Source organism: Nostoc sp. (assembly GCF_036917975.1).
Lineage (GTDB): Bacteria > Cyanobacteriota > Cyanobacteriia > Cyanobacteriales > Nostocaceae > Nostoc.
Window position 1 is genome coordinate 1 of sequence record NZ_JBALEJ010000104.1, and the last position, 26,525, is coordinate 26,525.

22 protein-coding genes are annotated in these 26,525 nt (G+C 42.6%); 17 read left to right on the forward strand and 5 right to left on the reverse strand.

All coding sequences use genetic code 11. The annotated features are described in order from the left end of the window. From V7K76_RS32040 to V7K76_RS32060, 5 genes are all read left to right on the forward strand, one after another. The coding region (locus V7K76_RS32040) for an ATP-binding cassette domain-containing protein (protein ID WP_335030383.1) at window positions 1–907 on the forward strand (907 nt) is incomplete at its 5' end. A gap of 117 nt (window positions 908–1,024) precedes the next feature. Then, window positions 1,025–1,222, forward strand: coding sequence for a hypothetical protein (locus tag V7K76_RS32045; RefSeq protein WP_334779544.1), 198 nt, complete (start codon window positions 1,025–1,027; stop codon window positions 1,220–1,222). 111 nt (window positions 1,223–1,333) lie between these two features. Next, a complete protein-coding gene (locus tag V7K76_RS32050; protein WP_334953141.1) occupies window positions 1,334–2,917 on the forward strand; it encodes an efflux RND transporter periplasmic adaptor subunit in 1,584 nt (527 codons plus the stop codon). Between the two features lie 140 nt (window positions 2,918–3,057). Further along, window positions 3,058–4,347, forward strand: a complete 1,290-nt coding sequence (locus V7K76_RS32055) for an ABC transporter permease (protein ID WP_442936239.1) — start codon at window positions 3,058–3,060, stop codon at window positions 4,345–4,347. A gap of 1 nt (window position 4,348) precedes the next feature. Then, complete coding sequence (locus V7K76_RS32060; protein ID WP_334953138.1) at window positions 4,349–5,017, forward strand: ABC transporter ATP-binding protein; 669 nt, start codon at window positions 4,349–4,351, stop codon at window positions 5,015–5,017. Here V7K76_RS32060 and V7K76_RS32065 read toward each other — a convergent pair. Further along, on the reverse strand, window positions 5,014–5,469 hold the full coding sequence (locus V7K76_RS32065) for a helix-turn-helix domain-containing protein (RefSeq protein ID WP_334953136.1): 456 nt from the start codon (window positions 5,467–5,469) through the stop codon (window positions 5,014–5,016). The two genes, V7K76_RS32060 and V7K76_RS32065, sit on opposite strands and share 4 nt — an antisense overlap. Before the next feature lie 1,547 nt (window positions 5,470–7,016). Here V7K76_RS32065 and V7K76_RS32070 point away from each other — a divergent pair. The 10 genes from V7K76_RS32070 to V7K76_RS32115 all read left to right on the forward strand — a co-directional run bounded on the left by V7K76_RS32070 (window position 7,017) and on the right by V7K76_RS32115 (window position 19,885). Further along, window positions 7,017–8,756 (forward strand): diflavin flavoprotein, encoded by a 1,740-nt coding sequence (locus tag V7K76_RS32070; RefSeq protein WP_334779537.1) that lies wholly within the window; start codon window positions 7,017–7,019, stop codon window positions 8,754–8,756. Window positions 8,757–8,926: 170 nt separating this feature from the next. Further along, a complete protein-coding gene (locus tag V7K76_RS32075) occupies window positions 8,927–10,639 on the forward strand; it encodes a diflavin flavoprotein (RefSeq protein WP_334779536.1) in 1,713 nt (570 codons plus the stop codon). Between the two features lie 1,456 nt (window positions 10,640–12,095). Further along, window positions 12,096–12,275, forward strand: a complete 180-nt coding sequence (locus tag V7K76_RS32080) for a hypothetical protein (RefSeq protein WP_334709481.1) — start codon at window positions 12,096–12,098, stop codon at window positions 12,273–12,275. 793 nt (window positions 12,276–13,068) lie between these two features. After that, window positions 13,069–14,100: a chlorophyll a/b binding light-harvesting protein gene (locus tag V7K76_RS32085; RefSeq protein ID WP_334778213.1), complete on the forward strand. Its 1,032-nt coding sequence runs from the start codon at window positions 13,069–13,071 to the stop codon at window positions 14,098–14,100. Window positions 14,101–14,102: 2 nt separating this feature from the next. After that, entirely contained in the window at window positions 14,103–15,536 is a 1,434-nt protein-coding gene (locus tag V7K76_RS32090) for a chlorophyll a/b binding light-harvesting protein (RefSeq protein ID WP_334953133.1), read from the forward strand. A gap of 96 nt (window positions 15,537–15,632) precedes the next feature. After that, entirely contained in the window at window positions 15,633–16,145 is a 513-nt protein-coding gene (fldA, locus tag V7K76_RS32095; protein ID WP_334778211.1) for a flavodoxin FldA, read from the forward strand. A gap of 69 nt (window positions 16,146–16,214) precedes the next feature. Then, window positions 16,215–16,973 carry an alpha/beta fold hydrolase gene (locus tag V7K76_RS32100; protein ID WP_334778210.1) on the forward strand — a complete coding sequence of 253 codons (759 nt, stop codon included), beginning with the start codon at window positions 16,215–16,217 and terminating at the stop codon, window positions 16,971–16,973. Between the two features lie 381 nt (window positions 16,974–17,354). Beyond that, the gene (locus tag V7K76_RS32105; RefSeq protein WP_334778209.1) at window positions 17,355–18,389 is read left to right on the forward strand and encodes a chlorophyll a/b binding light-harvesting protein; all 1,035 of its coding nucleotides are present in this window, start codon (window positions 17,355–17,357) and stop codon (window positions 18,387–18,389) included. Between the two features lie 91 nt (window positions 18,390–18,480). Next, on the forward strand, window positions 18,481–19,452 hold the full coding sequence (locus V7K76_RS32110) for a chlorophyll a/b binding light-harvesting protein (RefSeq protein ID WP_334953130.1): 972 nt from the start codon (window positions 18,481–18,483) through the stop codon (window positions 19,450–19,452). Between the two features lie 157 nt (window positions 19,453–19,609). Beyond that, window positions 19,610–19,885: a hypothetical protein gene (locus V7K76_RS32115; RefSeq protein WP_334778207.1), complete on the forward strand. Its 276-nt coding sequence runs from the start codon at window positions 19,610–19,612 to the stop codon at window positions 19,883–19,885. A 134-nt stretch (window positions 19,886–20,019) separates the two neighbouring features. Here V7K76_RS32115 and V7K76_RS32120 read toward each other — a convergent pair whose 3' ends face one another. Both V7K76_RS32120 and V7K76_RS32125 read right to left on the reverse strand, forming a co-directional pair. After that, window positions 20,020–21,648 carry an iron uptake porin gene (locus V7K76_RS32120; RefSeq protein WP_334953128.1) on the reverse strand — a complete coding sequence of 543 codons (1,629 nt, stop codon included), beginning with the start codon at window positions 21,646–21,648 and terminating at the stop codon, window positions 20,020–20,022. Window positions 21,649–21,715: 67 nt separating this feature from the next. Beyond that, on the reverse strand, window positions 21,716–22,168 hold the full coding sequence (locus V7K76_RS32125; protein ID WP_334778205.1) for a hypothetical protein: 453 nt from the start codon (window positions 22,166–22,168) through the stop codon (window positions 21,716–21,718). Window positions 22,169–22,398: 230 nt separating this feature from the next. Between V7K76_RS32125 and V7K76_RS32130 the strand changes: the two genes are divergently transcribed. Further along, window positions 22,399–23,841 carry a cytochrome ubiquinol oxidase subunit I gene (locus V7K76_RS32130; RefSeq protein WP_334778204.1) on the forward strand — a complete coding sequence of 481 codons (1,443 nt, stop codon included), beginning with the start codon at window positions 22,399–22,401 and terminating at the stop codon, window positions 23,839–23,841. Here V7K76_RS32130 and V7K76_RS32135 read toward each other — a convergent pair. Together V7K76_RS32135 and V7K76_RS32140 are read right to left on the reverse strand one after the other, a co-directional pair. Further along, window positions 23,789–24,298: an aminotransferase class III-fold pyridoxal phosphate-dependent enzyme gene (locus V7K76_RS32135; RefSeq protein WP_334953125.1), complete on the reverse strand. Its 510-nt coding sequence runs from the start codon at window positions 24,296–24,298 to the stop codon at window positions 23,789–23,791. The genes V7K76_RS32130 and V7K76_RS32135 overlap by 53 nt on opposite strands. An 819-nt stretch (window positions 24,299–25,117) precedes the next feature. After that, window positions 25,118–25,252 (reverse strand): hypothetical protein, encoded by a 135-nt coding sequence (locus V7K76_RS32140; RefSeq protein WP_334953124.1) that lies wholly within the window; start codon window positions 25,250–25,252, stop codon window positions 25,118–25,120. Window positions 25,253–25,481: 229 nt separating this feature from the next. Between V7K76_RS32140 and V7K76_RS32145 the strand changes: the two genes are divergently transcribed. Further along, window positions 25,482–26,510 (forward strand): helix-turn-helix transcriptional regulator, encoded by a 1,029-nt coding sequence (locus V7K76_RS32145; protein WP_334778201.1) that lies wholly within the window; start codon window positions 25,482–25,484, stop codon window positions 26,508–26,510. Window positions 26,511–26,525: the final 15 nt, after the last annotated feature.

The window sequence follows — 26,525 nt, forward strand, 5'->3', positions numbered from 1 at the left end:
GGTCATACTTCAAACTGCTAGGATACTTGTGCAATATAGATTTTGGCAGTTTTTGACCCCTATTTTCTCATTCTTTGTGAGAAATCCGGGTATAGCACGTGAAGAGGAGGATAATTTATTCAAGCATTTTCAAGCTATCACTAGAGGTACTAAAGAACTAAAACTGCACAAAACCAGACGAGAAGACTTTTCCTCTAAGAACCTGCAAGGTAGTGCCACAAAACTGCGTCAGAAGAATACTACCGCAATGCAGAGTTTTGCGATCGCAAATGGATTAGGGCAACCTATTGACGATGAAAAGGGGTTTTTACTAGGCCCAATTAGTCTAACTTTGCAGCCGGGACAAATAACATATATTGTCGGTGGTAATGGTAGTGGTAAGTCAACGCTAGCTAAATTAATTACGGGATTGTATCCACCTAAAAATGGGTCAATTTATCTCGACGGAGTACTGATTACAGATGAAAATCGGGAATGGTATCGCCAGCATTTCTCTGCTATCTTCTCTGATTTCTACCTTTTCGATAGCTGTTTAGGGTTCAATCATCCGAATCTTGACCGAGAAGTTGAAAGTTATTTGAGGCAATTGCAGTTAGACCATAAAGTTCAAGTAAGAGATGGTGTTTTATCAACAACTAACCTATCCCAAGGGCAGAGAAAGCGCCTCGCATTACTAACAGCTTATCTAGAAGATCGCCCGATTTATTTATTCGATGAATGGGCATCTGACCAAGAGCCACACTTTCGAGACCTCTTTTACCGGCAAAGTCTTGTCAAACTCAAGGAACGTGGTAAAGCCGTGATAGTAATCACTCATGATGATCGTTACTTTCACCTCGCCGACCAAATTATTAAGCTTGATTATGGTAAGGTTCAACCTGACTATGTGCCAATACGGTTCAGTTAAGGCTAGCACTCTTTGTCAAAGTCGTTTTTTTTTAACGAACCACAGAGACGCAGAGGACACAGAGAGAGGAAAGAGAAGGAAAAAATTTGTCGAAATTATATCAACTAGGTAAAAAATATGAGCGTTCATGAGCAGGAATGTAATTATAGGATTCATAATGAAATGACTCAAATTCAAATTGATTTGGAGAGAGCATTAAAAAACATTCTTGAACAAGCTGGTAGTAAAATTAAGCCAGAAAAACAAGAAGAATTAAAGAAAGAAGTTGAAGGGACTAAGCAAATTATCGAACGTTTTAAAAGTAGATATGCTTGAAAATTTATCGGCAATAATTGTCTGGAAAAAGCGATTACAAATCTCAGCTACTTATGGTTACATAAACTCAGCCAAACAGAGGCGGGTCTGGTTTTTACTCAAGGAGTGAACATGGCATTTAATCATTACCCAAATTTACCTAAGCTAACTGACTCTACATCTTCACTCCCACCCATCAAGAAACAAGGTATAACAAAATGGTTAATTGGATCTCTCTCCCTATTTTTACTTGTGGGTGTCAGTTATCTTATTCATCACCAACTTGTTAAACAACAACAGCAAGCAAATCTACGCTTGGCAATAGTGCCTTTAAGACGGACAAATTTTTCTATCACTGTCTCAGCCAATGGGACTGTTAAACCTGAGCGGGCAATCAATCTCAGTCCCAAAACGGCAGGTACTTTAAAAAGGCTGCTAGTTAAGGAAGGTGATTATGTCAAAGAAAAGCAGGTGTTGGCTTATATGGATGATTCTAATTTGCAGGGACAATTAACCCAAGAGCAGGGGAGACTGGCTCAAGCAAAGGCGAATCTACGCAAACTTATGGCAGGTAATCGCCCTCAAGATATTGCTCAGGCGCAGGCCAAACTAGAGGAACTAAAAGCAAAATTACGCAAACTCATGACAGGTAATCGCTTTCAGGATATTGCTCAAGCGCAAGCCCGTTTAGAGAGATATCAAGCTACTTTGAGCCAAGCAAACGACGACTTTCAGCGCAATCAGAAACTTCACGATGCTGGAGCGATTTCTCGGCAAACTTTAAACCAAAAACGTGCAGACCTGGCCAGCGCCCAAGCCCAAGTAGCGGAAGCGCAACAAGCACTATCTCTGCAAAAGGCGGGAACCCGTCAAGAAGATATTGACCAAGCCCGTGCAGAAGTAAAACAGCAACAACAAGCACTATCTCTGCAAAAAGCGGGAACCCGTCAAGAAGATATTGACCAAGCCCGTGCAGAGGTGATATCTGCTAGCGGAGCGTTACAAAACATCCAAACTCAGATTGATGACACACTGATTCGCGCACCTTTTGATGGGGTTGTGATTCGCAAGTATGCAGACCCAGGGGCTTTTGTCACGCCAATGACGGCAAGTAGTTCGGTTTCTTCTGCAACCTCATCATCGATTCTGGCATTAGCTGATACAAATCAGGTTGTGGCAAACATCTCGGAGAGCAACATTTCTCAAATTCAGATCAATCAACCAGTGGTAATTAAGGCAGATGCTTATCCCGGAAAAACATTTCCAGGACGAGTATCGCAAATCGCGGCTCAGGCAACAGTAGAGCAAAATGTTACTAGCTTTGAAGTGAAAGTTACTCTGCTTTCAGATTCCAAGAAGTTATTGCGCTCTGGAATGAATGTATCTTTGGAGTTTAATGTTGGTGAATTGCAAAACGCCCTGACTGTACCAACGATCGCAGTGACGCGTCAACAAAAGGTAACAGGTGTTTTTGTGGCACGAAAAAATCAACCACCCGTATTCACTCCCATTACAACTGGAGCAACGGTTAACAATCGCACCCAAGTCAAGGCTGGACTAAACGGTACAGAAAAGGTTTTGATTAGCTCCCCGCCCCAACCTCAAAATAAGTCTGGTATTTCTTTTCCAGGTTTACCCGGAAGCTCTAAAGCGGGCAGTTCCGAACAAGAACCGCCAATGGGGCCACCACCTGGCGCTGCTCCTCCCGCTCATTAGGGACTTCCAAATAAAAAAATATCCCAAAACTGACACATAAATCCTCTCTATTTCTCTTCTCTCTGTGTTCTCTGCGTCTCTGTGGTTCGTTTATTTGGATAATTTATTTCTTGGAAGTCCCTTAATTCAAGGTACAAAAAATGACTATTTCCTTTCGCTTACCTCGCAGAATAGCGACTTCTCGTCGTGCCCATACTGTATCAGTAACCGAAATCTTATCAATGGCAACGGAGGCATTATGGCGCAATAAACTCCGTACTGGTTTGACGATGTTGGGTGTAATTATCGGCATTACTTCTGTAATTGCCATTACCTCCGTTGGACAGGGTGTACAAAAAGCGACAGAACAGCAAATTCAGTCTTTAGGAACTGATGTTTTGCAGGTTTTTGCAGGAGCCGCCCGTTCTGGTGGGATCAGTCAAGGGATGGGTTCTAGTTCAACACTTACTTGGGAGGATGCCAAAGCTATTCAAGAAGAGGCTCCGGCGGCTCAAGTCGTTTCTGCCTACCTCCAGCGTCCGGGGCAGGTGGTTTATGAGAAGTTGAATAATTCTACTAATATTGTTGGAACCGATTTGAACTATCCCGAAGCTAGAAACACTTCCCTTACCCAAGGTAGGTTTTTTACCCAAGAAGAAATGGACAATGCTAAATCAGTGGTTGTACTGGGGCAGACAGTGCGGGATGAACTATTTGGCACTGGTAAAAATCCTGTCGGCGAACAGATTCGGATTCAAAGTAACATTTACGAAGTTATTGGCGTATTTGAGAAGAAAGGTTCAGAAGGCCCGATGGATCGGGACGATCAAGTTTTCATTCCCCTAACTAATATGTCAAATCGAATCGTGGGGAATAATGCTTTAAAAGGTTTTGCGATCAATGGCATTTATTTAAAACTAGCCAATCAAGAGCAGTCAGCAACGGCTCAATTTCAGGTTGTGAATCTTCTGCGCCTACGTCACAATCTCAATTCATCTCAATCTGATGATTTCAGTATTAGAAATCAAACAGATGTTGTTAATACCTTCACGACTGTGGTGGGCTTGTTTACGATGATGGTAGTAGCGATCGCTAGTATTTCTCTGTTAGTGGGAGGCATTGGCATCGCTAATATTATGCTGGTTTCGGTGGTTGAGCGAACCAGAGAGATTGGGATTCGTAAAGCCGTTGGTGCAACTAATTCCGCCATTTTGAATCAGTTTTTAGCCGAATCCATTGTAATTTCTACGGTCGGAGGCGGTATTGGTATGGGTATTGGCATTGGCATTGCCTTTGGTGCTGCGATGATTTTCCATTTTCCCTTTATCGTTTCTGTGTGGTCAGTTGTCTGTGGATTTGGATTATCGTTCATTGTCGGCTTACTAGCTGGGGTGATTCCGGCTCGGAATGCTGCTCAGTTAGACCCAATTGCCGCCTTACGGAGTGATTGATATGACAACAATGATTTGGATGCAGGCGATTAGCAAAACTTATCGCTTGGGTGAAGTGACAGTACCCGTATTAAAACGGATTGATTTAACAATTGAGCAAGGAGAATATGTTGCCATTATGGGCACATCTGGTTCAGGAAAGTCTACACTGATGAACCTGATTGGCTGCCTAGATTGTCCAACGGCCGGACACTACGTTTTAGAAGGCAGAAACTTGACTAGTTTCGGCAATGATGAACTGGCGCATATCCGCAATCAGCGCATTGGCTTTGTATTTCAGCAATTTAATCTGTTACCAGGTGCTACCGCACTGCAAAATGTCATGCTACCGATGATTTACGCCAATGTCCCTAAGCAAAAACGTCACCAGCAAGCAATTCAAGCACTGACACGGGTGGGATTAGGCGATCGCTTATGCAATTTTCCCAGCCAGCTTTCTGGAGGACAACAACAACGAGTGGCGATCGCTCGTGCGTTAGTTAACCGCCCAGCACTGATGCTAGCTGATGAACCAACGGGCGCATTAGACACTCAAACATCCCAAGAGGTAATGAATTTATTCACCGAACTCAACCAACAAGGCATGACAATTGTGATTGTCACCCACGATCTGGCGATCGCTGCTCACACGAAACGAGTGATTCGAGTCCAAGATGGTTTAATCAGCTAATTATGCTGTTCCTGGGTTTGTGTAGATGTGCTTCCAAACCTCCTTCCCCTTTTTTTCAATACCCGTCGTAAGCGATCTGCACTCAAGTTTACTTGGCGCTCAGATGCCAGTTTTTTCGCTAATTGTTTAGAATTATAAGTCTCTGACTCTTGAGCCAAACAATTTTCGAGATAAACTAAATCTGATTCCGAATATCGGGGTTTTCCTCCTCGACCAGGAGCATCCCATAAACCTGCTAAACCCATTTTTTCCCAGCGATGAAGGGTTTGACGCACTGTTGAAATCGCCCAGTTCAAACCTTTTGCAATTTGCTCATTTTTTAAGCCGCGAGTATTCAGCAGTAAAACTTGAGCGCGATCCTTAGTACGTTGAGGAACATCTTTGGCTTTTCTCAACTCTTCTAAAGTCAGCTTTTCTTCTTCAGTTAGAAACACTTTTAATCGGCATCCCATAAACAATAACCTTTTACATTTTTTATGTCTATTCACGCCTTACTTAACTTATTAAGTATGTATTTACACGCCCAAAACTTGACTACAAGTATTAAAGATGCTGGTATTCAAAAGTTTGCAATTTATCATCAAAAATGGATTTTTCTAAAAAGTTAGGTATATCAGAGATGACACCATTAACCTACTTATATAGGCAAACCTATTCTTGTCGTAGCTATAAGCTACAGCTTCAAGCTACGACAAGAATAATTTGTTGGTGTTAGTCCCGATGAATGTCTAAAAGTCGATAATAAAAGACTGTATCATTAAATTTCTGAGATTATTCGTATAGTTACGGAGGTTTATCGAAACTTTAAAAATGATTTTGACGCTAGTTTTCCTTTGGATGAGTAGAAAAATATATACAGTCCTTGTCCCTTTTTATTCAACTAGTCTCTGGAAATTTGCCCTGGTTATCTCCAAAACAATATTTATTTTCTCGACTTTACACAAAGTTTATATTTTACGTAACCAGATTTTTGATTAAGATAACAACATATTCAATACTCATTGGATTAACTAGTATTAACAGCTTATGTGATGCTTATTGAAAGCCTAAAAAAGTTTTACCTACTTTTCCTACCTTTTCTAATTATTTTTAAGGGAGTATTCCGAAAAAATAAGTTTTTATACTTGACATATATAGCAGTCCTAAATCATTCGTGAACAATCAGATCCCCGACTTCTCAAATAAGTCGGGGATCTGAGTCTATCGATTTTCACAACTCATTTAGGATTGCTATAGGAATCCGATTTGATTCCTGAAAAAATCTAAGTATATGTAGTGGCGTGGCAAGCAAAAAAATTGTGCATGAGACATAGATTGGGTGGAGCGCAGCGCAACCCAACAGATATCAGGATGTTGGCTTTGGCAAAGCCTCCAACGCCACTTGCTACAACGCTCTTAACCCGCGCAACGCAGTGGCTCCCCAACCGACAATTTTTTTGCATTTAGCCTAGTAGTCTGTCAAGAACTAATTGACGGGTAAATAAATTTTTCAATTTTTCTTCTTTCTTTCCTTCCTTCTTCCTTAGCGCTCTTTGCGTCCTTCTCTAACGAGACGCTGCGCGTAGCTTGCTTCTCCGTAGGAGTATGCGGTTCGTTTCTTTATCCGTCAAAATTTATTTGACAGACTACTAGCTTTTTGTCTTGATGGCGATTCATCGCGTCTCTTGCCTTAACGGAACCGTATTGATTTAGGGTTGGTAAATCAAATAGCAATAAAATATTGTTTAAACTATACCTTTTTAGTCAAAAACTATAATTGATATGATATTTTTGAATTAGGATAAGATGAGATAAATAAGCAAAATTCAATACTCAGTAAAGTTTAAAATTTAATTAATGTTTAGGAGATTTTGAAGATTCATATTTATTGCTAAAAAACAGCAATAATTGATACAAGTTAAATTTTTAAAAAACTGATATTCATTACAACTTCAACATTAAATAATAGAGACAATGGGGGCAGAAGAAAAACCTGTTAATTTGCGCTCGGAGACGAATAATGGTATCGATGTCTACGACCGGCAAGGCCAACGCAGAGAACGTTCAACATCGGCTAACTATACAAACTGTAGAAATTGCCCCTAACACAACGGCGATTCGCTCTCTTGATTGGGATCGCGATCGCTTCGATATCGAATTCGGACTGCAAAACGGCACAACCTATAATTCATATCTAATTAGGGGCGAACAAACAGTTTTGATTGATACTTCTCACCAGAAGTTTCGCGATCTGTATTTAGAGACTCTCAAAGGTCTTGTCAACCCCAAAACAATTGATTACATAATTGTCAGTCACACAGAGCCAGACCATAGCGGCTTAGTAGAAGATGTTCTCCAGTTAGCTCCTAGAGCTACCGTTTTAGCCTCAAAGGTTGCGCTGCAATTCCTTGAGGGATTAGTACACGATCCTTTTTCCAAGCGGGTTGTCAAAACTGGCGATCGCATCGATATTGGTAAAGGACACGAAATGGAATTCGTGAGTGCGCCTAACCTGCACTGGCCGGATACAATCTTTAGCTTTGACCGCAAAACCCAAATTCTCTACACCTGTGATGCTTTTGGGATGCACTTTTGTGACGATCGCACCTTCGACGAAGATTTAGAAGCGATCGAAGCTGACTTTAGATTTTACTACGACTGCTTGATGGGCCCTAACGCTCGTTCTTTGGTGAATGCCATGAAGCGGATGGGCGATCTCGGAAAGATTAATATTATCGCCAATGGTCACGGCCCACTATTATACCACCATTTAGATGTTCTGACCGGGTGCTACGAAAATTGGAGCCAAAAACAAGCTAAAGCAGAAACAACAGTTGGCTTGTTTTTTGTCTCAGAATATGGGTATGGCGAACGCCTTGGTCACGCCATTGCTGAAGGTATCCTGAAAACTGGCGTTGGCGTAGAAGTACTGGATTTGAGTACTGCTGGCAGCCAAGAAATTCAAGAACTAGCCGGGAGAGCAGCTGGGATCATTATCGGTATGCCCTCGACTACCGCCGCCGCCGCCCAAGCTAGTATCAGTTCGGTGCTAGCTGTTGCCAAGAACAAGCAATTTCTTGGGCTGTTTGAATGTTACGGTGGGGATGATGAACCCATTGATACACTCCGCAAACAATTTCTTGACTCTGGCATCAAAGAAGCTTTCCCACCCATTCGGATTAAAGAGGCTCCCACAGCATCAACATTCCAGTTGTGTGAAGAAGCGGGTAAAGACATTGGACAATTGCTAGTGCGCGATCGCAACATCAAGCAAATTAAGTCCCTTGATGTCAACATGGAAAAGGCGCTGGGCCGCATTAGCAGCGGACTATATATAGTCACCACCAAAAAAGATAACGTCTCAAGTGCAATGCTGGCATCCTGGGTAACGCAAGCGAGTTTGCAACCATTAGGATTCACAATTGCCGTTGCGAAAGACCGCGCCATTGATTCCTTAATGCAAGTTGGCGATCGCTTCGTCCTCAATGTTTTGGAAGAAGGCAATTTTCAAGAACTCAAGAAACACTTCCTCAAACGCCTGCATCCTGGCGCTGACCGCTTTGCAGGAGTAAAAACTCAAACCGCGAAAAACGGTTCCCCGATTCTGACAGATGCTTTGGCATACATGGAATGTGAAATACAGACCAGCATGGAATGCAGCGACCACTGGATTTTATACTGCACAGTCCAAGAAGGTCGTGTCTCCAAAAACGATGGATTAACCGCCGTTCGCCATCGCAAAGTAGGTAATTACTACTAAGGAATTGGGTATTGGGGACTGGGTATTGGGGATTGGGAAAACTCTTCCCTTGTCGGTAGTCCCTAGTTACCATTCCCCAGTTCCTAGTTACCATTCCCCAGTTCCTAGTCCCCAGTCCCCAGTCCCCAATCCCTAATCCCTAATCTCTGTTCCCCAACTATAAAACAGCTATGACCAATTCCAAGCCACGCGACGTACAAGTTTTACCAATTGCTACAAATACTAAAGCTATCAGGGCACGTAGTTGGTCACGTCTGCGGTTTGAAATTGAATACGCACTTGAAAGAGGTACAACCTCCAATTGCTATTTAATTGAAGCTGATAAAACCGCACTTATTGATCCACCGCCAGAAAGCTTTACCGAAATTTATTTAGAGGCATTGCGGCAGACTTTAGATTTGACAACTTTGGATTATATTATCCTGGGTCATTTCAACCCCAACCGAGTTGCAACCCTCAAAGCAATTTTAGAACTTGCACCACAGGTAACTTTTGTCTGTTCTCTTCCTGGTGCGAACAATTTGCGGGCTGCTTTTCTAGAACAAGATTTAAATGTCTTGGTGATGCGGGGGAAAGAAACTCTGGATTTAGGCAAGGGTCATGTTTTAAAATTCTTCCCCACTCCTAGTCCGCGCTGGCCGGAAGGACTTTGTACCTACGATCAGCAAACCCAAATTCTCTACACAGATAAGTTATTTGCAACTCATCTCTGTGGTGATGAAGTGTTTGATGATAACTGGGAAGCGCTCAAAGAAGACCAGCGTTACTATTTTAACTGCCTGATGGCTCCCCAAATTGCTCATGTGCAAGCAGCTTTGGAGAAAATCTCAGATTTGCAGGTGAGAATGTATGCTGTGGGTCATGGGCCTTTGGTACGCAGTAGTTTAATTGAACTCACCAAAGCTTATGGAGAGTGGAGCCGTTCTCATAACGATCGCGAAATTTCCGTTGCCCTACTTTATGCATCAGCTTACGGGAATACGGGGACTTTAGCACAAGCGATCGCACTGGGATTAACTAAAGGTGGAGTTGCAGTTAAATCCATCAACTGTGAATTTGCTACCCCTGATGAAATTCGCATCAACCTCGCACAGTCAGAGGGTTTTATCATCGGTTCTCCTACCATCGGTGGTCATGCACCAACTCCCATTCACACTGCTTTAGGAATTGTGCTATCGAGTGGTGACAATAGCAAACTCGCCGGGGTTTTTGGTTCCTACGGCTGGAGTGGCGAAGCATTTGACTTAATCGAAGGTAAACTCCGGGATGCCGGATATCGCTTTGGTTTTGACACCTTGAAGGTGAAGTTTAAACCTGATGATGTCACTCTCAAATTCTGTGAAGAACTAGGTACAGACTTTGCCCAAGCACTGAGAAAGGCTAAAAAGGTACGCGTACCCCAACAAGCCGCTACCCCAGTGGAACAAGCTGTTGGTCGGATTGTTGGTTCCGTTTGTGTGGTGACAGCGAAACTTGGAGAAGTGTCTACGGGGATGTTAGGCGCTTGGGTTTCTCAAGCCACCTTCAACCCACCTGGACTAACTGTTGCGATCGCCAAAGACCGAGCGATCGAATCTTTGATGTATCCAGGCGGTAAGTTTGCCTTAAATATTCTACCTGAAGGCAATCATCAAGATTACATGAAACATTTCCGTAAATCTTTCGCCCCTGGAGAAGATCGATTTGCCAACTTTAGTACCGCAGTTGCAGATAATGGCTGTACCGTCCTCACCGACGCACTAGCATATTTGGAATGCTCAGTCAATCAACGTCTAGAATGTGGCGATCATTGGGTCATCTATGCAACTGTAGACGAAGGTAAATTACTCAAGCCTGATGCGGTCACTGCCATCAACCATCGTAAAACAGGCACTCATTATTAGACAGTCAGAAGTTAAAACAAGTCGCAAGTCGCAAGTCGCAAGTCGCAAGTAAGTTTGGTGACGGGGATTTAGACCCCGACCCAAAACTTACCGGTGAAGAGAACCGGGGGACTTAAACCCACGGTACTCGGTTTAACTTAACGAAACCGCTTTGGAGAAAAATTCTCTTTTTTCTTCTGGGATGGGCATCTTGCCCGTCCTATTTTTTTGTCGATATGCAGAGTCCGCCCAAGTAAATTTTAGTTCTGCTATTTAAAGCCTCTCGACCTTTCGGGGAGAGCTTTGGAGAGGGTTCTATAGTAGACATCTCCGAAAAAGAACGTAGAGACGTAGCACTGCTACGTCTCTACAAGGGTTCTGGGTAACGCATATTTAATTTCTGGAGATGTCTAGTATACTTTGCGACTTTTCAAACAACCTCTTAACAATCCTGCTACTTGCATAACATAATAATCTTAGTGATTAAGTATAATCACGGCACTCATTCCCAAGCTCAACTGCATATACTTGCATTGAAGAATTAAATAATTTACTGCATTTATTGCTTGTAGTTAATTTTTAGCGCATCAGTCCCAAAAATTACCAAATATTGAACATAACTCAATACGGTTCGGTTAATATGTTTGGCTCTAAAAAAAGAGGGCTTTGTCTCTTATTTAACCCCTTATTAATTAAGGGGGTCGTCGCAGGCGGGGGGATCTGACAGCAATTTTCAGGTAAATGAACCACAAACAGACCTCTCTCCAAACCTCTCTCCTAAAAGGAGAGAGGCTTTGATTTTCTCCCCAACTTTTGACCACTTGCATCCAAAGAAACCTCCCCTGAAAGCTAACGCTCGCACCCTCTGAATTTGTGGTTTTTGCCGACAAGCCTCAGTTCGCTATCATACCTTCATTTGGCGACTTTCTTAAACCCCTACCCTTGAAAGGGGTTGGGGATGGGGTTCTTGTACCTCACTCAACTGAGAACCGCGATATTTCAAAGCGTCTTGATTCTGACTTCTGAATTCTGACTCCTGAATTCAGAAGTAAATCCTCCAACAATCTTTCCAAACTTAACCAAACGTGAATTCGATTGCTCATATAATATCTACCCAATTTGCTCAATCAAAAAACCTCTAAGAAGGTTTACTACGCAAAACCGTCCCTCTCCGAGTCGGAGAGGGGCAGACTTGAACTTCAGTTCAAGGCAGGGAGAGGTTCGTCGAACTCACGTTGTATTAGGGTATAGCCGCAGACATTTGTACCCTTGTACCAACGTATCTGACTTTTCCTGGGATGTAGAATCAAAAAGATGGTGCGTGCAATTTCAGTATTAAAGCGGAAATAACATAAATTTACCTACGGAAATTCCGCAATTGCCACAAAGACAATTGCAAAAGTGCAGTGTAGCCTTTAACTAGAAAAACACTATCAGGCAGTTTCTAGACAAAACTTTTATATTATTTTTTGTTCTTATGACTCCAAAACACACCAAAATTAAATTTCCTCTTTGGCAATATCTGAACCAGCCCTTATTTAGCCGCGAGACTAAATTAGTATTGAATCCCCAACGCTTTGTCTTGATTTGGCGTCTGCAACTTCTAGAACGTTGCTGGAGTAAAGAATGTGACGCCAAAGGGCCTCAACAGCATTAGATATTTGAAAAGCTGCGATAATCATTTTAAAGGGGAATGAAGGGGAGAAAAGGGTTTGCCGTCGGCAAACCCTTTTCTCCCACTCAAAATGATTATCATTCTTAAACAATCTTGTCCCTCGTTTTTTTTGGAATAATTTATGAAAAGAAGTGAGGTTTAAAACCGTACAACTCTTAGAGACGCTACCGCGTAGCAAGATCCCCGTAGGGGTACGTCCCGCTACGCGCTAACGCCTGCAAGTGGCGCGTTCGCGGTAGCGTTCGCACGAGAAAGAATCATTGTTTCCCAAGGGTTGTTGAAACCCCACCCGCAAGTGGCGTGGCTGTCTTTAATTTTGAATTTTGTTAGCGCAGCGTAAAGCCTTCTCTACGAGACGCTACGCGAACGGCATGGCAACGCTATGAGCGAGTCCGCGTACCCCTGCGGGGAAGCAAGCTACGCGAAGCGTCTCGTAGAGAGCGTCATTTTGAATTTTGAATTGATTCATTTAAATTATCCTCTTGCAGAGTGCGTTATTCACTCTTAATATAAAAGTACGGTAAGCTTGTCGATTTACAGTACTTTGTTTGTCCAATGCCAATTACCATAAAACTCCTCCAAAATCAAGTTTCATATTGCTTTTAGTCTAGCTTTCGGTTTGTTTCCTGAAATACTTTACAAAAGTTGATTTGCATTAATGAAAAGAATTTTCAATAATTCTGATAGTATATTTTCAGGCTTATTGATATAGATATGCATTAACGCAACAATCATATATCTCAGCTATTTGTAAACTTTCTTAGGAGGTAACGCCATGACAAGGGTGGCTGTTCAAACACCAGAGTCGATTCCCTGGTGGGCAGGGAATGCCCGGTTAACCAACCTCTCAGGGCGACTTTTGGGCGCTCATGTTGCTCATGCGGGGTTAATTGTTCTCTGGGCTGGTGCAACAACCCTATTTGAACTTGCCCACTTCAACAGAGTGCAACCAATGTACGAACAGGGGTTGATTCTATTGCCTCATCTCGCAACCCTCGGCTGGGGTGTAGGAAATGGTGGACAAATAGTTGATACCTATCCCTACTTCGTCGTTGGAATATTGCACCTAATTAGCTCCGCCTTCTTAGGACTTGGTGGCATCTTTCATGCCCTACGTGGCCCCGCCATCTTAGAAGAGAGATTTTCTTTCTTTGGCTATCGCTGGGAAGATGCTAATAAAATGACCACGATTCTGGGTATTCACCTAGTATTACTGGGTCTGGGAGCAGGCTTACTAGTTGCCAAAGCTATGTTCTTTGGCGGCTTGTACGATTCTACGGTGGGTGAGGTGCGCGTAGTTTCTAGCCCCACCTGGAACTCTGCCGTTATTTTTGGTTACTTATTTGGTGGCGGTGGCAAACACTGGATTGCTGGAGTTAATAACCTAGAAGACTTGGTTGGTGGTCACATTTGGGTCAGCATTCTCTGCATTGCAGGCGGTATCTGGCACATTACTACTCAACCTTTCGCCTGGGCAAAGCAGCTTTTTATCTGGTCAGGAGAAGCATACCTTTCTTACAGCTTGGGTGCTTTAGCTCTCATGGGTTTGATTGCTGCCTATTTTGTCTCTGTTAACACACTAGCTTACCCACCGGAATTTTATGGGCCAGCCCTGAGTATTGGGTTTGACCGCTTTCCTTACTTCCAGAGTGGAGATTTACTCTCCTCTCGCGTTTGGCTGGCGAATGCTCACTTCTGGCTAGGTTTTTTCTTTCTTCAAGGGCATCTCTGGCACGCTTTACGCGCTGCTGGATTTGACTTCTCAAAGGGTAGAGTCATCCGTTCAACTCGTGGGGAGGCAATCTAACAATGGTAACTGCAACAATAACGACCCAGGAATCCGGTTGGTGGGCTGGTAATGCCCGATTCATTAACCTGTCGGGTAAGCTTTTGGGCGCTCACATTGCTCATGCTGGGTTGATTGTCCTTTGGGCAGGAGCAATGACTCTGTTTGAAATCACCAAATACAACCCCGGACAACCGATGTATGACCAGGGGTTAATCCTGCTACCCCATTTGGCAACCTTGGGATTTAGTGTTGGCGACGACGGTCAAATTATTGATACCTATCCCTATTTTTTCATTGGTGTTTTACATCTTGTTAGTTCGGCTGTACTGGGTGCTGGTGGAATTTACCACGCCCTTTTAGGCCCGGAAGTTTTAAGTGAAAACCCCTCTTTTCCTGGCTTCTTTGGTTACGACTGGAAAGATGAAGACAAGATGACCACTATCATTGGTATTCATCTACTATTGTTGGGGTTCGGGGCGTGGTTATTGGTGGCCAAGGCGCTGTTCTGGGGTGGCCTTTACGATCCGGTAGTCGCATCTGTACGAGTAATTACTGAACCAACTATTAACCCTAGTCGCATCTTTGGCTATCTCTTCGGTGCTTTTGGCGAACAGGGAATGGCAGCAGTTAATAATCTAGAAGATGTTATTGGTGGGCATATTTGGGTAGGAATACTCTGCATTGCCGGAGGATTTTGGCACATTCTCACTAAGCCTTTTGCTTGGGCAAAAAAGATACTGTTTTGGTCTGGTGAGGCTTACCTATCCTATAGCCTGGGCGCTCTGGCTTATATGGGTTTATTGGCAGCTTACTTTGTGACGGTAAATGATACCGTTTATCCCACAGTTTTCTATGGCCCGTCGGGGTTGAGTACGACTGCATCGGGAGTAATTACGGTTCGCACTTGGCTAGCAACTAGTCACTTTGCTCTGGCAGTTGTATTTTTAGCTGGTCACATCTGGCACGCTTTGAGAGTGCGTGTCATCGCGGCTGGACTTGATTTTCAGCAGGGAGTTGTCAATGCTGCGGGGATACCGGAAATTGGAAATCTCTATACCCCAGTGAATTCTTCGGATATCACGCTGAAGTTATTAAGAAATCTTCCTATTTACTGTCAAGGCTTGTCTCCTTTTTCACGAGGTCTGGAAATTGGCATGGCACATGGCTATTTCTTGATTGGCCCATTTGTCAAGTTAGGCCCACTGCGGGATACAGAATTTGCGAATCAAGCAGGGTTACTTGCGACAATCGGTTTGGTATTGATTTTATCTATTTGCTTGTGGTTGTATGGTAGTGTGTCGTTTCAAAAACGAAAACCTGCTGAAGGGGAACTACCAGAAAATATGAAAACGGCTAAGTCTTGGAGTGAGTTTAATGCTGGCTGGACAGTGGGTAGCTGCGGAGGAGCTTTGTTTGCCTTCCTGCTGTTAACCAATAGCGGTTTGTTTTTCTAAGTTGCAGCAACTTCTGTCAGGTTTAGGTGCAGGACAAATGGCTATTTTTACATAAGTCCTTTTGAACGCACAACTATTTATTTATCAGGTGACAACATGTCAAAAAAAATTGGTTTGTTTTACGGTACTCAAACTGGCAACACTGAATCTGATGCTGAAAAAATTCGGGATGAGTTTGGTGGTGATGTTGTAACATTACATCCCATTTACGAGGCAGATACTACCAGTTTTGATGAGTATGACTTGCTGATTATTGGCTCTCCCACTTGGGATATTGGTCAACTTCAAAGCGATTGGGAAGGCTTTTTCTCTGATCTCGATGAAATAAATTTTAGTGGTAAGCTGGTTGCCTATTTTGGTGATGGAGACCAATATGGCTATAGCGATAACTTCCAAGATGCAATTGGAATTCTAGAAGAAAAAATTTCCCAACGAGGCGGTAAAACTGTCGGTTACTGGCCAACTGAGGGATATGAATTTGAGAATTCTAAAGCTTTGAGAAATGGCAAGTTTGTGGGATTGGCACTTGATCAAGGTAGTCAATCTGATTTAACAGATGAGCGAATTAAAACTTGGGTTGCTCAGTTGAAGACAGAATTCGGTTTATAGACTAATAAAGGCGCACAGCTAGCTGTGCGCCTTTATTGCAATTGATAATTTGGAATTTATAGGTATTATATGTCCGATCCATTTGATGTTTTATGGTTAAGTGCTAGTCCTGCTTTGCAGCGTTTTGATAAACCATTACTTGAATATTTATCTGGGTATACGAGTGTCGCTCAGTGGGAATACCAGCAAACTAAAGATGAAGCTAGTTCCATAGATCAAGCTGTGGAGTTGCTATATGACTTTTTAGAATGGCGCGATCGCCCCGTGCATTTAGCCGGTCATGCTATGGGTGGTGCGATCGCCTTAACCTTTGCGCGGCGATTTCCCCAAAGAGTGCGATCGCTAACTCTGCTGGCTGTAGGCGCTCAACCTGCAAACAATTGGCAAGCTCATTATTACTTTCAACGACAACTTTTTAACATCAGCCGTGAGTTAGTTTTGGCAAGCAGCGTTCGTAGTCTTTTTGGAAATCAACCACCTCATACTACTAAAAAGTTAGTCGCCGCCTTAGATAAAGATTTAGAACAATCTCCATCATCACACTCTTTATTTAAGTTGGTTTATTTACCCAAGGGTGGAGTTTCTATGCCAATGATGGTATGTGGTAGCAAGAGCGATCCGGTAGTCAACCCACCTGCATTACATGACTGGTCTAATTGGTTCAAGCCAGAAGATAAACTCTGGGAATGCCCACAAGGATATCATTTTTTTCACTACTTCTATCCTCAACAGGTTGGGGAACAGATTTTGAGTTTTTGGCAACATCACCATCCGCATTTACTGGTAGCATCTCCACTATCTTTTAGCACTTCTACAAGTTATTCATAAAGGCAGAATAACCCACTCTTAAAAACTAATATTTGCTTGCATTCGAGCGTTGATAGTTACTATTATCGCTCCGTTTGCGTTGCAATATTTATTCCTCCAGTTTGGATATTACATTTTGTAAAGAGATATTTTAAATAAGAATTATTTTCAATAAACTAAATTTGTAATCTCAAGAGTTGGGATTAGATATCAATAAGTAGGGCATGCGGCAAGAAGTGATATCTGAGGACAATTGGTAGCCTGCACTGAATTGGAAGAGTCTATTCCTCCCTCAGGTAAAAGCTTTACGTCTACTGTGTTCGCACTCAGATGACATTTAACTGCTGAAATAAGAACCAACTAATTGAGTATTACTGATAACAATTACTAATTGTCTTAACAATGCAGACATACGGCAATCCCAACCTCAAATTTGATTGGTGGACTGGTAACGCCCGCTTCGCCAATCTCTCTGGCTTATTTATCGGCGCTCATGTGGCACAAGCAGCGCTGACGACGCTCTGGGCTGGGGCGTTTACATGGTTTGAAATCTCTCGCTACAATCCCGAAATACCGATGGGCGAACAGGGGTTAATTTTGCTTCCTCATTTAGCCACCTTGGGTTTTGGTGTGGGCGCAGGTGGTCAGGTAGTCGATACTTACCCTTATTTCGTTATCGGCGCTTTACACTTAATTTCTTCTGCTGTGCTTGGCGCAGGGGCACTTTTCCATACCTTCAAAGCTCCAAAAAACTTAAAAGACGCAACTGGTCGCGCTCGGAAATTTCACTTTACATGGGATGACCCGAAAAAACTTGGATTTATCTTAGGACATCACCTGATTTTCTTGGGAGTAGGTGCTTTACTCCTGGTAGGAAAAGCCATGTTTTGGGGAGGATTGTACGACTCAACAATTCACGATGTTCGAGTTGTCACCGACCCCACCCTCAACCCCTTGGTGATTTATGGCTATCAAACTCACTTCGCCAGTGTTAACAACTTAGAAGATTTAGTCGGCGGTCATATCTATGTAGGCTTGTTACTCATTGGCGGGGGTATTTGGCATATCCTCATAGAGCCTTTACCTTGGGCGAAAAAGCTTTTAATCTTCTCCGGTGAAGCCATTCTTTCCTACTCTTTGGGCGGTATTGCTTTAGCGGGATTTGTTGCAGCTTACTTTTGTGCGGTAAATACCTTAGCTTATCCCGTAGAATTTTATGGCTCTACCTTGGAAGTAAAACTGGGAGTTAGCCCTTATTTTGCCGACAGCATTAAGTTAGCAAACGGTGGTTACACTTCCAGAGCATGGTTAGCAAATGCCCATTTCTTCTTAGCTTTCTTCTTCTTGCAAGGTCATCTGTGGCACGCGCTGCGAGCAATTGGCGTTGACTTTAGCCGAATTGAAAGGGCATTAAATGCCATTGGTAGCGAATCGTAAGACAATTTTAGATTTTAGATTTTGGATTTTAGATTGTCATAATCTAAAATCCAAAATTCAAAATTCAAAATGCTCATAAAGGTATTTAACTATGACAATTACAACTGATAGAACCTTAGCAGCAGACACAGATTTATCGTGGTTAGTGGGTAATGCCCGTTTAATTGATTTATCTGGTCAATTATTAGGCGCTCACATTGCTCATGCAGGCTTAATTATGTTTTGGGTAGGAGCAATCACAATATCTGAAGTTACACGCTTTGTTCCTAGCGTACCAATGTATGAACAGGGATTGACTTTGTTACCCCACTTAGCAACTTTGGGCTGGGGTATAGGTGCTGGAGGTGAAGTAGTCGATACCTATCCCTATTTTGTAATTGGCATTTTGCACTTAGTGGCATCTGCTGTGTTGGGTGCAGGTGGACTTTTTCATGTTTTTCGCGCTCCGGCAATTTTATATACTGCTGGTGGACAGGTGGCAAGATTTCACTATGAATGGAACGACCCGAAGCAGTTGGGTTTAATTTTAGGTCATCACCTAATTATTCTGGGTTTGGGAGCATTTCTGCTAGTGCTAAAGGCAACAACTTTTGGCGGAATTTATGATACTAATTTGGGAAATGTCCGCCTGATTAGCAATCCCAATTTAAACCCAGGAACAATTTTTGGTTACTTAGTTGGTCTGAAAGATGGTAGCTGGAATCCTTTAGGGATGGCAAGTGTTGATAACTTAGAAGATGTCATTGGTGGTCACATTTGGATTGGCTTCATCTTAATTGCTGGTAGTGCATGGCATATTCTTGTACAACCTTTTACCTGGGTAAGACGAATTTTGCCAATTGACAATGGTGAAGAAATTCTTTCTTATAGCTTGCTGGGTTTAGCTTTAATGGCTTGGATTTCTGCCGCGTTCGTGGGCTATAACACGACAGTTTTTCCGAGAGAATTTTACGGCTCTGAACGTTTGGGATTGGCAGATATTCAGTTTTTCCTTGGTGTCGTAGCCTTCTTAGGTTATGTTTGGCACTCTTGGCGATCGCTGCGTCAAGTAAAGATGCGATGAATTGAAGACGCGATTCATCGCGTCTCTACAAATGGTCTTTTTCAAATTGGTATTACCTTAATTAAGTTTCGCTCAACACTAGCTAAATAAAGTCCGATGCCTGCGGTTAACAGCAGTGGACTGCGGGCATTTTTTGGAATTTTTATGAGGATAACTAATGTTAAGTATGATTTTGTGTGCTTTTTGCACTTGGACAATAATGATTCTATTTATTGGTAGTGCCTGGTTAACCTTGAAAAAAGGGATAATTCATTTAAAAACGCTGCATGAGATTCCTTGCTCTGGTTGCGAATATTTCACTAACGACTACCGCCTAAAATGTACTGTACACCCAAAAAAAGCTTGTTCTGAGGAAGCGATCGCCTGTATTGATTTTGAGCCGAAAACTTCTGCCTGTAATGCTTGCAACAAGGGTCGGCGAAAGCTTTGTTAAATTTATTTGATTAATCGTTGAGTAGGACATAAGGATACGATCGCACTTGTGATAGGGTGTATTGAGGTGCGTAGCTTGCCGCCGTAGGCATCGCTACTTTACAGATGGTGATAAGCAAGATTTCTCAATGAAACCTAGAAAGAGAAGGTTGTTCGGACTGTACCAATATAGATTGTGTCATTATTACTGTTGTGTTCTGGGTTTGTAACCATAATTAGTCCTGGTGTTACCGCAATAGCGTCATTGATAGCATAGCGGTAAAACAACTCTAATTCCAGCGAACTATTGGGATCTACGCGAGTTGCAACATCATTACTAGTTACCTTTGGCGGTAGTCCAATCATAAACCCCCCTAAGTTTCCTTGTCCGCCCAAATCGGGAAATGCTGCTGTCACCGACCAGTTCACAATGTCTGCATTGGCTCCCTGATTGTCACCTCCTTCTGCATGGGCGTATGTAAAGCCTGCCGATGCTGCCAAGGTGAATTTACGACTAACATCGTAAGCCATATTTACACCATAGGAGTTAGCTGAAGTAGGACTGCCATTAAAGGGGTCGCTGGCATTGATACTGCCTGTACCAGTATCGAGCGCATTGTTCGCCTCATCATCGTCAGCACTGTAAGAATGTGTGTAGGTGAATGCAAAAGTCAAATGATCGATTGGACGTAAGGTAAGTTCAGCCAAACCTACATAAGTCCCGCCGAAAAGTCCCGAATTTGGATTATTGCTATTGCCACCAGCAGCGTATGCGGCGCTAAGTCTCACAGCCTTGCTAAACTCATAAGTGAGGGAACCACCGGCAACATCCTCCCCCCCGATAGCAAAGATGGGATTGAACTGCCCAAAGAGTGAGATGGAACCATTAACATGATCGCCCAGAGGGGAAACAGCATCCACATCGTCATCTAGCATTTCATGTAGTTCATCATTTGCACCAATATGGATGGAGAGTTTGTCTCCCACCTTAAATTGATAGGATAATTTAGCTAAAGTCAGTTGATTAGGGCTGTCATAATCATCTAGTGTCAACCGTCCCATATTTGTGCCTGTGGCAACACTCAAATTAGGCGTATTGCTGGCTTGCAACCGAGTTCTCAACAGGTCTTTACCAGTAAAACTGGTATCAAAAGTCAGCCACAGGAAATCACTGGCAATCAGATTACGACTCACCGGTGCGCCACTACCATCAGCCTTTTTGTTACCCCCAATAGCCGTCAAGGAAAAGAGGGCGTTACCATACAGCTTCGTCGTTGTAGAAAATTGTTGCTTTTCTACAGTGGCAGCACGCACTTCCAGCGCATCCACCCGACCGCGTAGGGTCGCCAGTTCTGGGGCAAAACTCTCCTGTAACTTTTGCAACAGCGCTAAGTCGTCTTTTTTCACTAAACTGTCTGTTGTAGAAGCTAGTAATTCATTCACCCGGCTCAAACAAGCATTGACACCAGCTGCAAATTCATAACGGCTGAGGGCACGATTACCACGATAGGTTGAGTCAGAATATCCGGCGATACATCCATAGCGTTCTACTAAGGATTGCAATGCCTGAAAAGCCCAATCAGTAGGTTTAACATCTGAAAGTTGGGATACCGAAGTAACCTGCCCTTGGATAGTATTTTCGGCAGTGTCGTTTACTAATAGTTTATCCTGTTTTGCTGGTAGCACTGACGCTGATGTTTGAGCAAAAGCAGGATGTGAAAAATACAGTAGTAATCCAAAGGTTAGCTGGAAAATAATTGCAATATTTTTGAACTTGTGACCCATAATCTTACTTCTTATTGTTGATGACAGATTCAGTAACTTTCACTTCAGATATTGTTGGAAAAATTACTTAACTTCCGGCAACGATAATCTTGTAGGTCAGCGTGAAAGGTATAAATCGACCATTGTATCCAGTATTCTTTTTAGGGTATCCACTTAGTTTTAATTCGTATTCTCCCACTGTAGGGAAAGTAATTTCAGCACCGGGAATCCCTTGATAGCGATCGCCATTGACAGGTTTTAAGATTGGACTGATCAGAGGCGGAGCATTTTTCTCATGAGGAACCGCATATACTGCAAGCTGACAATTACATTGCGATAGGGGAATGATGCGCCCACTTCTGTGAGTTAAAGCAAACCAAGCAAGGGAAGGCTTTCCAGCCTGGGGATTGTCGTTGGGTTCAATATGAAAGGTAGCTCCAACATCTCCTGACATCTGTACGGTATGAGCAAGTACGGGCGTAGCTATCAATGTCGAAAGGAGGAAGATGAAGGGCTTTGAAAAATATTTGAGATGAGGCATTAATTATCACACTCTATACGCGTTTTTTTATGTCTACATTATTTTGCTGAAACGGAATTTGTGTCAAAAGACAAGCTGTCGAAGTTGAGGAGCGCTGAATGGTGTACTTTAACAAATCTGGGAAGTTTAGAATTAGCGTAGGCGTAGCCCAACCAGGGTATAAATGTTCCGTTACTATTCGACTATGACCCGAAGACGCTGGGCAATTAAACGAATTCAGAGGTTAGTTCATGGATTTTCTATCGGACACCGTTGCCCTATCGCGGATGCAGTTTGCACTGACGGCGATCTTTCACATGCTATGGCCCGTTCTCACCACTGGGATGGGGATTTATCTAGTCATCGTCGAAGGAATGTGGCTGAAAACACGCAATCCCGATTACTATCACCATGCTCGTTTCTGGGCAAAGCTATATGTGTTGAATTTCGGCATTGGTGTAGCATCTGGCTTACCGATGCAGTTTCAATTTGGCACGAACTGGGCACCGTTTTCCGAAGCGGTAGGCGACTTTTTTGGCAGTATTTTAGGTTTTGAGGCTTCGATGGCATTCATGCTAGAAGCCGGATTTTTGGGGATTATGCTGTTTGGCTGGGAACGAGTAAACCCAGTGATTCACTATTTCGCCACGATTATGGTTGCCTTTGGCGCAAACCTATCTACCTTCTGGATTTTAGCGGCAAACTCTTGGTTGCAAACTCCGGCAGGTGGGGAAATGGTGAACGGGAAGTTTGTTGTCGATGATTACTTTCAGGCAATCTTAAATCCCTTCATGCTCAACAGCGTCTCGCACATGTTTTTAGCCACGCTGGAAACCTCTCTGTTTGTGATTGGGGGAATTAGCGCCTGGTATATTCTCAACAACCGTCATGAGGCTTTCTTTGGGCGATCGCTCAAAATTGTCTTGGCAATTGCGATCGCTGTCACCCCATTACAAATCTATATCGGACACCTCAGCGCCGAGCAGGTAGCTGATTATCAGCCTACCAAACTCGCCGCAATGGAAGCCAAATGGGAAACCTCTCCAGCAGGTCAACCTGCTCCCTGGAGTGTGGTGGCATTACCCAATAATCAGACCGAACAAAACGACTGGGAACTCTCAATTCCCAACGGCTTAGGCTACATTTTGGAATTCAAACAGAACCTCTCTAAACCCGTTCTCGGATTGAAACATTGGCAGCCTGAAGATCGCCCCCGGATGGTGGGTTTGATTTATTATTCCTTCCGCATCATGAGTGGTATCGGCTTCTTCTTGGCTGGATTGATGGGACTCAGTGTGATTCAGTGGTTGCGGGGGAAGCTATCACCAGAAGCGATCGCTCAACAGAAATGGCTACTGCGAATCTGGATTTTGGCGGCTCCACTGGGCTACATTGCCGTCGAATCAGGCTGGATTGTGCGTTGTGTTGGGCGGCAACCCTGGGTAGTTTACGGGCAAATTCGCACAGCAGACGGAGTTTCCCACCTACCTGCTAGTGAGGTTTTAACATCTCTGCTAATTTTTGCTGTAATTTATACAGCCCTATTTATTTGTGCCTTATTCTTTGGTAGTCGAATCATTCGTCAAGGCCCCAACCTAGAGCTTCCGGTTCCAGGCATTGACACCGAATCTGCCGTAGAAACTACTCCGGCTGAATTTGTTCCAGATCAACGTCCTGTTGAAGCAGAGCAATAAAACAGGAGTCAGAAATTTCTGCTTGATTTTCTGGTACACCTTTTACTTTATAAGCCCATTTCCGAATGGCTTTGATAGCCGTTTCTACAGCTTCGGCTCCCGAATTCATGGGTAGCACTTTAGGTAAACCAGAAATCTCAGAAAGCTTCTCATAAAATCTTCCCAATTGATCATTGCGAAAAGCCCTGGAAGTTAGTGTAACTTTTTGAGCTTGCTCAATCATTGCTGCAAGAATTTTGGGATGACAATGACCCTGATTTAATGCTGAGTAAACTGAAAGAAAGTCTAGGTATTTTTTACCTTCTATATCCCATATCCACACTCCTTGTCCTTTAGTGATGACTACATCTAAAGGATGATAATTATCAGCACCATATTGCTGTTCTAGTTCAATATAATCCTGGGTATTCATATTATTGAGGTTGGGAATTCCCAGAGTTACGTTTGTTGCTTGCATATTTACTCCTGATAGCTTTGAGGGGTTGAAATAAAACTAGAAAATATCTGAAAGACTACCAATTGAATGAGACATTCAACAGGTATGAACATAATTTGAAAAAATCCCGATCAGTTCTTAGTTTTATAGTTCCCAATTTCAGAACGCTATTTACAATGAGAGTAATACTGCAAACTCCCTTTTCTTAGGTCTGCATATCAAAGATATATGCAACTTTGATACTGATGGATTTTTTCTAAATATCTAAATAGCGGGTAATTATTGACCAGCCATTTCCTTTTCTTCCAGATACGCAACTTGTGTAGGACTTCTGCCTAGTTTTAGTGAAGAAAACCAGTTGACCACTCTGTCTGAATGTAAAATTTTGCTGGCATAACAACCAAGGGTGTAAACTGTAACTGCGCGAACGCTTAGAGTTAATAAATGCTGGTTAGTTTTAACTAGTACAACACAGCGTAAATAAACCAACCATTTAAAATAGCCAGAAAGCTTACAAAATAAGCATTATTTCTTTTTACTTTTGCCTTTTTACTTTTGCCTTCTTGTACTAGTAATGATTAAAAAGAAATTTCTTTCTTAATTCAAAATATTTGAGTAAAAAATCATGATTAATATTTTTTTTAAATATTTTTAAGTAGCTATAAAAAATTATCTTTTTACATTACTATCCAAACTATCAAATACAGATTAGCATTGAATTCCCAAACTCTCAATGCTGGGGTGGGGGATGAAAAGGTGAAAGATTATTTCAGCGCCTATGCCAGCAAAAAAATAAACAACCAGAAAAATCCAGCTATCACGTCTCACCTTCTTGAAACGCTAACTCCAACGAAAACGGTAAACATCCAGGACTGCTACCGCCTGCTGCCCTGTAGGGGCATCAGTAGCAGGCGGTAAGGAAATACAAACCCTAAATGCGATCGCATTAGGGACTTCCAAATAAAAAATACTCAACTACTTCTTGTGGCGTGGGCGTCTCGCCCGCCCCCTAAGCTAAGGCGGGCAAGATGCCCACCCCACAAGATTGGATAATTTATTTGTTGGAAGTTCATTGGCAAAAGGAAATTCCGCAGCCAATACCAAATAAATTTGGCTCATTCGCTTATTATCCCCTGTTTTCAAACGGGGGTTTTACGCATCACACCTTATAATAATTAAGATAAAATATCAATAAGCTACAAAAATGACTCTGTTTCTTTCAGCTAGAGAAGCTTATCGACAACAGCAAAATACTACTCCAACGTCTGAAACTACAAAAATCAACTCATATAACACTGGGTATCAAGCAGTGTTGGACGATCCAAAACAGCAAAGTTGGGGTTACGAAAAGGTCATAGCTTTCCCCACAGGTATCGACTTGCTAGTGTCACAATTCGACTTAGCTGAGGATTTAATTCTTGAGACAAATTTCTATAATGTTCCCTGCATGGCATTTAGTTTTGCAATTGCCAGTAATAATGAGTCAGAAATATTACCTGTGGGACATAATTGTACGGCAACATATTTTGATTTCGATGAGGGTCTTCCTGGTAATGGAGTTTATTTACGCGCAGATCAACGCATTCTGCACGTAGAAGTCGGAATCAACCCCCAACAATTTTTTTGCAGACATGAAGTTAGTGGTTTAGACTTTCTACCCAAATCACTCCAGTTGTATCTAGAAACTAACAATATTTCCTTTCTCAACTACTTTCGCATCGGGCAAACTACACCCGAAATGCAAATTATTTTGTATCAAATAGTTAATTGTCCTTTCCACGGTTTGATTAAAGAGATTTACTTGCAAGCAAAATGCTTAGAATTAATGGCGCTGAAGTTGGAACCCGACACAGCAGGAGAACGGGAACTGATAAGGTCGCGCATTTTGCGAACAGATGATATTAACCGAATTTACCACGCCAGAGAAATTTTAATCCGCGATTTTGACAATCCTCCCTCGTTGCTAGAATTGGCGCGACAAGTCGGTTTGAACGATTACAAGCTCAAAATCGGGTTTCGTCAGGTTTTTAACACAACAGTATTTGGCTATTTGTATGCTCACAGGATGGAGAAAGCCAGAAAACTGCTTATGAGTCAACAAATGAACATAAAACAGATAGCTAAGATAGTGGGTTACGAGTGTCCTAGTCGCTTCGCTGTGGCTTTTAAAAAGCGCTTTGGCATCCAACCAAGTCAATACTTAGATAGATTTATTGTTGCCAAAAACACCTAAAAAAATCCGTTTCGG

Coding starts and splice junctions, on each gene's coding strand:
- V7K76_RS32045 (WP_334779544.1), top strand. CDS start 1,025: ATGAGCGTTCATGAGCAGGAATGTAATTATAGGATTCATAATGAAATG.
- V7K76_RS32050 (WP_334953141.1), top strand. CDS start 1,334: ATGGCATTTAATCATTACCCAAATTTACCTAAGCTAACTGACTCTACA.
- V7K76_RS32055 (WP_442936239.1), top strand. CDS start 3,058: ATGACTATTTCCTTTCGCTTACCTCGCAGAATAGCGACTTCTCGTCGT.
- V7K76_RS32060 (WP_334953138.1), top strand. CDS start 4,349: ATGACAACAATGATTTGGATGCAGGCGATTAGCAAAACTTATCGCTTG.
- V7K76_RS32065 (WP_334953136.1), bottom strand. CDS start 5,469: ATGGGATGCCGATTAAAAGTGTTTCTAACTGAAGAAGAAAAGCTGACT.
- V7K76_RS32070 (WP_334779537.1), top strand. CDS start 7,017: ATGGTATCGATGTCTACGACCGGCAAGGCCAACGCAGAGAACGTTCAA.
- V7K76_RS32075 (WP_334779536.1), top strand. CDS start 8,927: ATGACCAATTCCAAGCCACGCGACGTACAAGTTTTACCAATTGCTACA.
- V7K76_RS32080 (WP_334709481.1), top strand. CDS start 12,096: ATGACTCCAAAACACACCAAAATTAAATTTCCTCTTTGGCAATATCTG.
- V7K76_RS32085 (WP_334778213.1), top strand. CDS start 13,069: ATGACAAGGGTGGCTGTTCAAACACCAGAGTCGATTCCCTGGTGGGCA.
- V7K76_RS32090 (WP_334953133.1), top strand. CDS start 14,103: ATGGTAACTGCAACAATAACGACCCAGGAATCCGGTTGGTGGGCTGGT.
- fldA (WP_334778211.1), top strand. CDS start 15,633: ATGTCAAAAAAAATTGGTTTGTTTTACGGTACTCAAACTGGCAACACT.
- V7K76_RS32100 (WP_334778210.1), top strand. CDS start 16,215: ATGTCCGATCCATTTGATGTTTTATGGTTAAGTGCTAGTCCTGCTTTG.
- V7K76_RS32105 (WP_334778209.1), top strand. CDS start 17,355: ATGCAGACATACGGCAATCCCAACCTCAAATTTGATTGGTGGACTGGT.
- V7K76_RS32110 (WP_334953130.1), top strand. CDS start 18,481: ATGACAATTACAACTGATAGAACCTTAGCAGCAGACACAGATTTATCG.
- V7K76_RS32115 (WP_334778207.1), top strand. CDS start 19,610: ATGTTAAGTATGATTTTGTGTGCTTTTTGCACTTGGACAATAATGATT.
- V7K76_RS32120 (WP_334953128.1), bottom strand. CDS start 21,648: ATGGGTCACAAGTTCAAAAATATTGCAATTATTTTCCAGCTAACCTTT.
- V7K76_RS32125 (WP_334778205.1), bottom strand. CDS start 22,168: ATGCCTCATCTCAAATATTTTTCAAAGCCCTTCATCTTCCTCCTTTCG.
- V7K76_RS32130 (WP_334778204.1), top strand. CDS start 22,399: ATGGATTTTCTATCGGACACCGTTGCCCTATCGCGGATGCAGTTTGCA.
- V7K76_RS32135 (WP_334953125.1), bottom strand. CDS start 24,298: ATGCAAGCAACAAACGTAACTCTGGGAATTCCCAACCTCAATAATATG.
- V7K76_RS32145 (WP_334778201.1), top strand. CDS start 25,482: ATGACTCTGTTTCTTTCAGCTAGAGAAGCTTATCGACAACAGCAAAAT.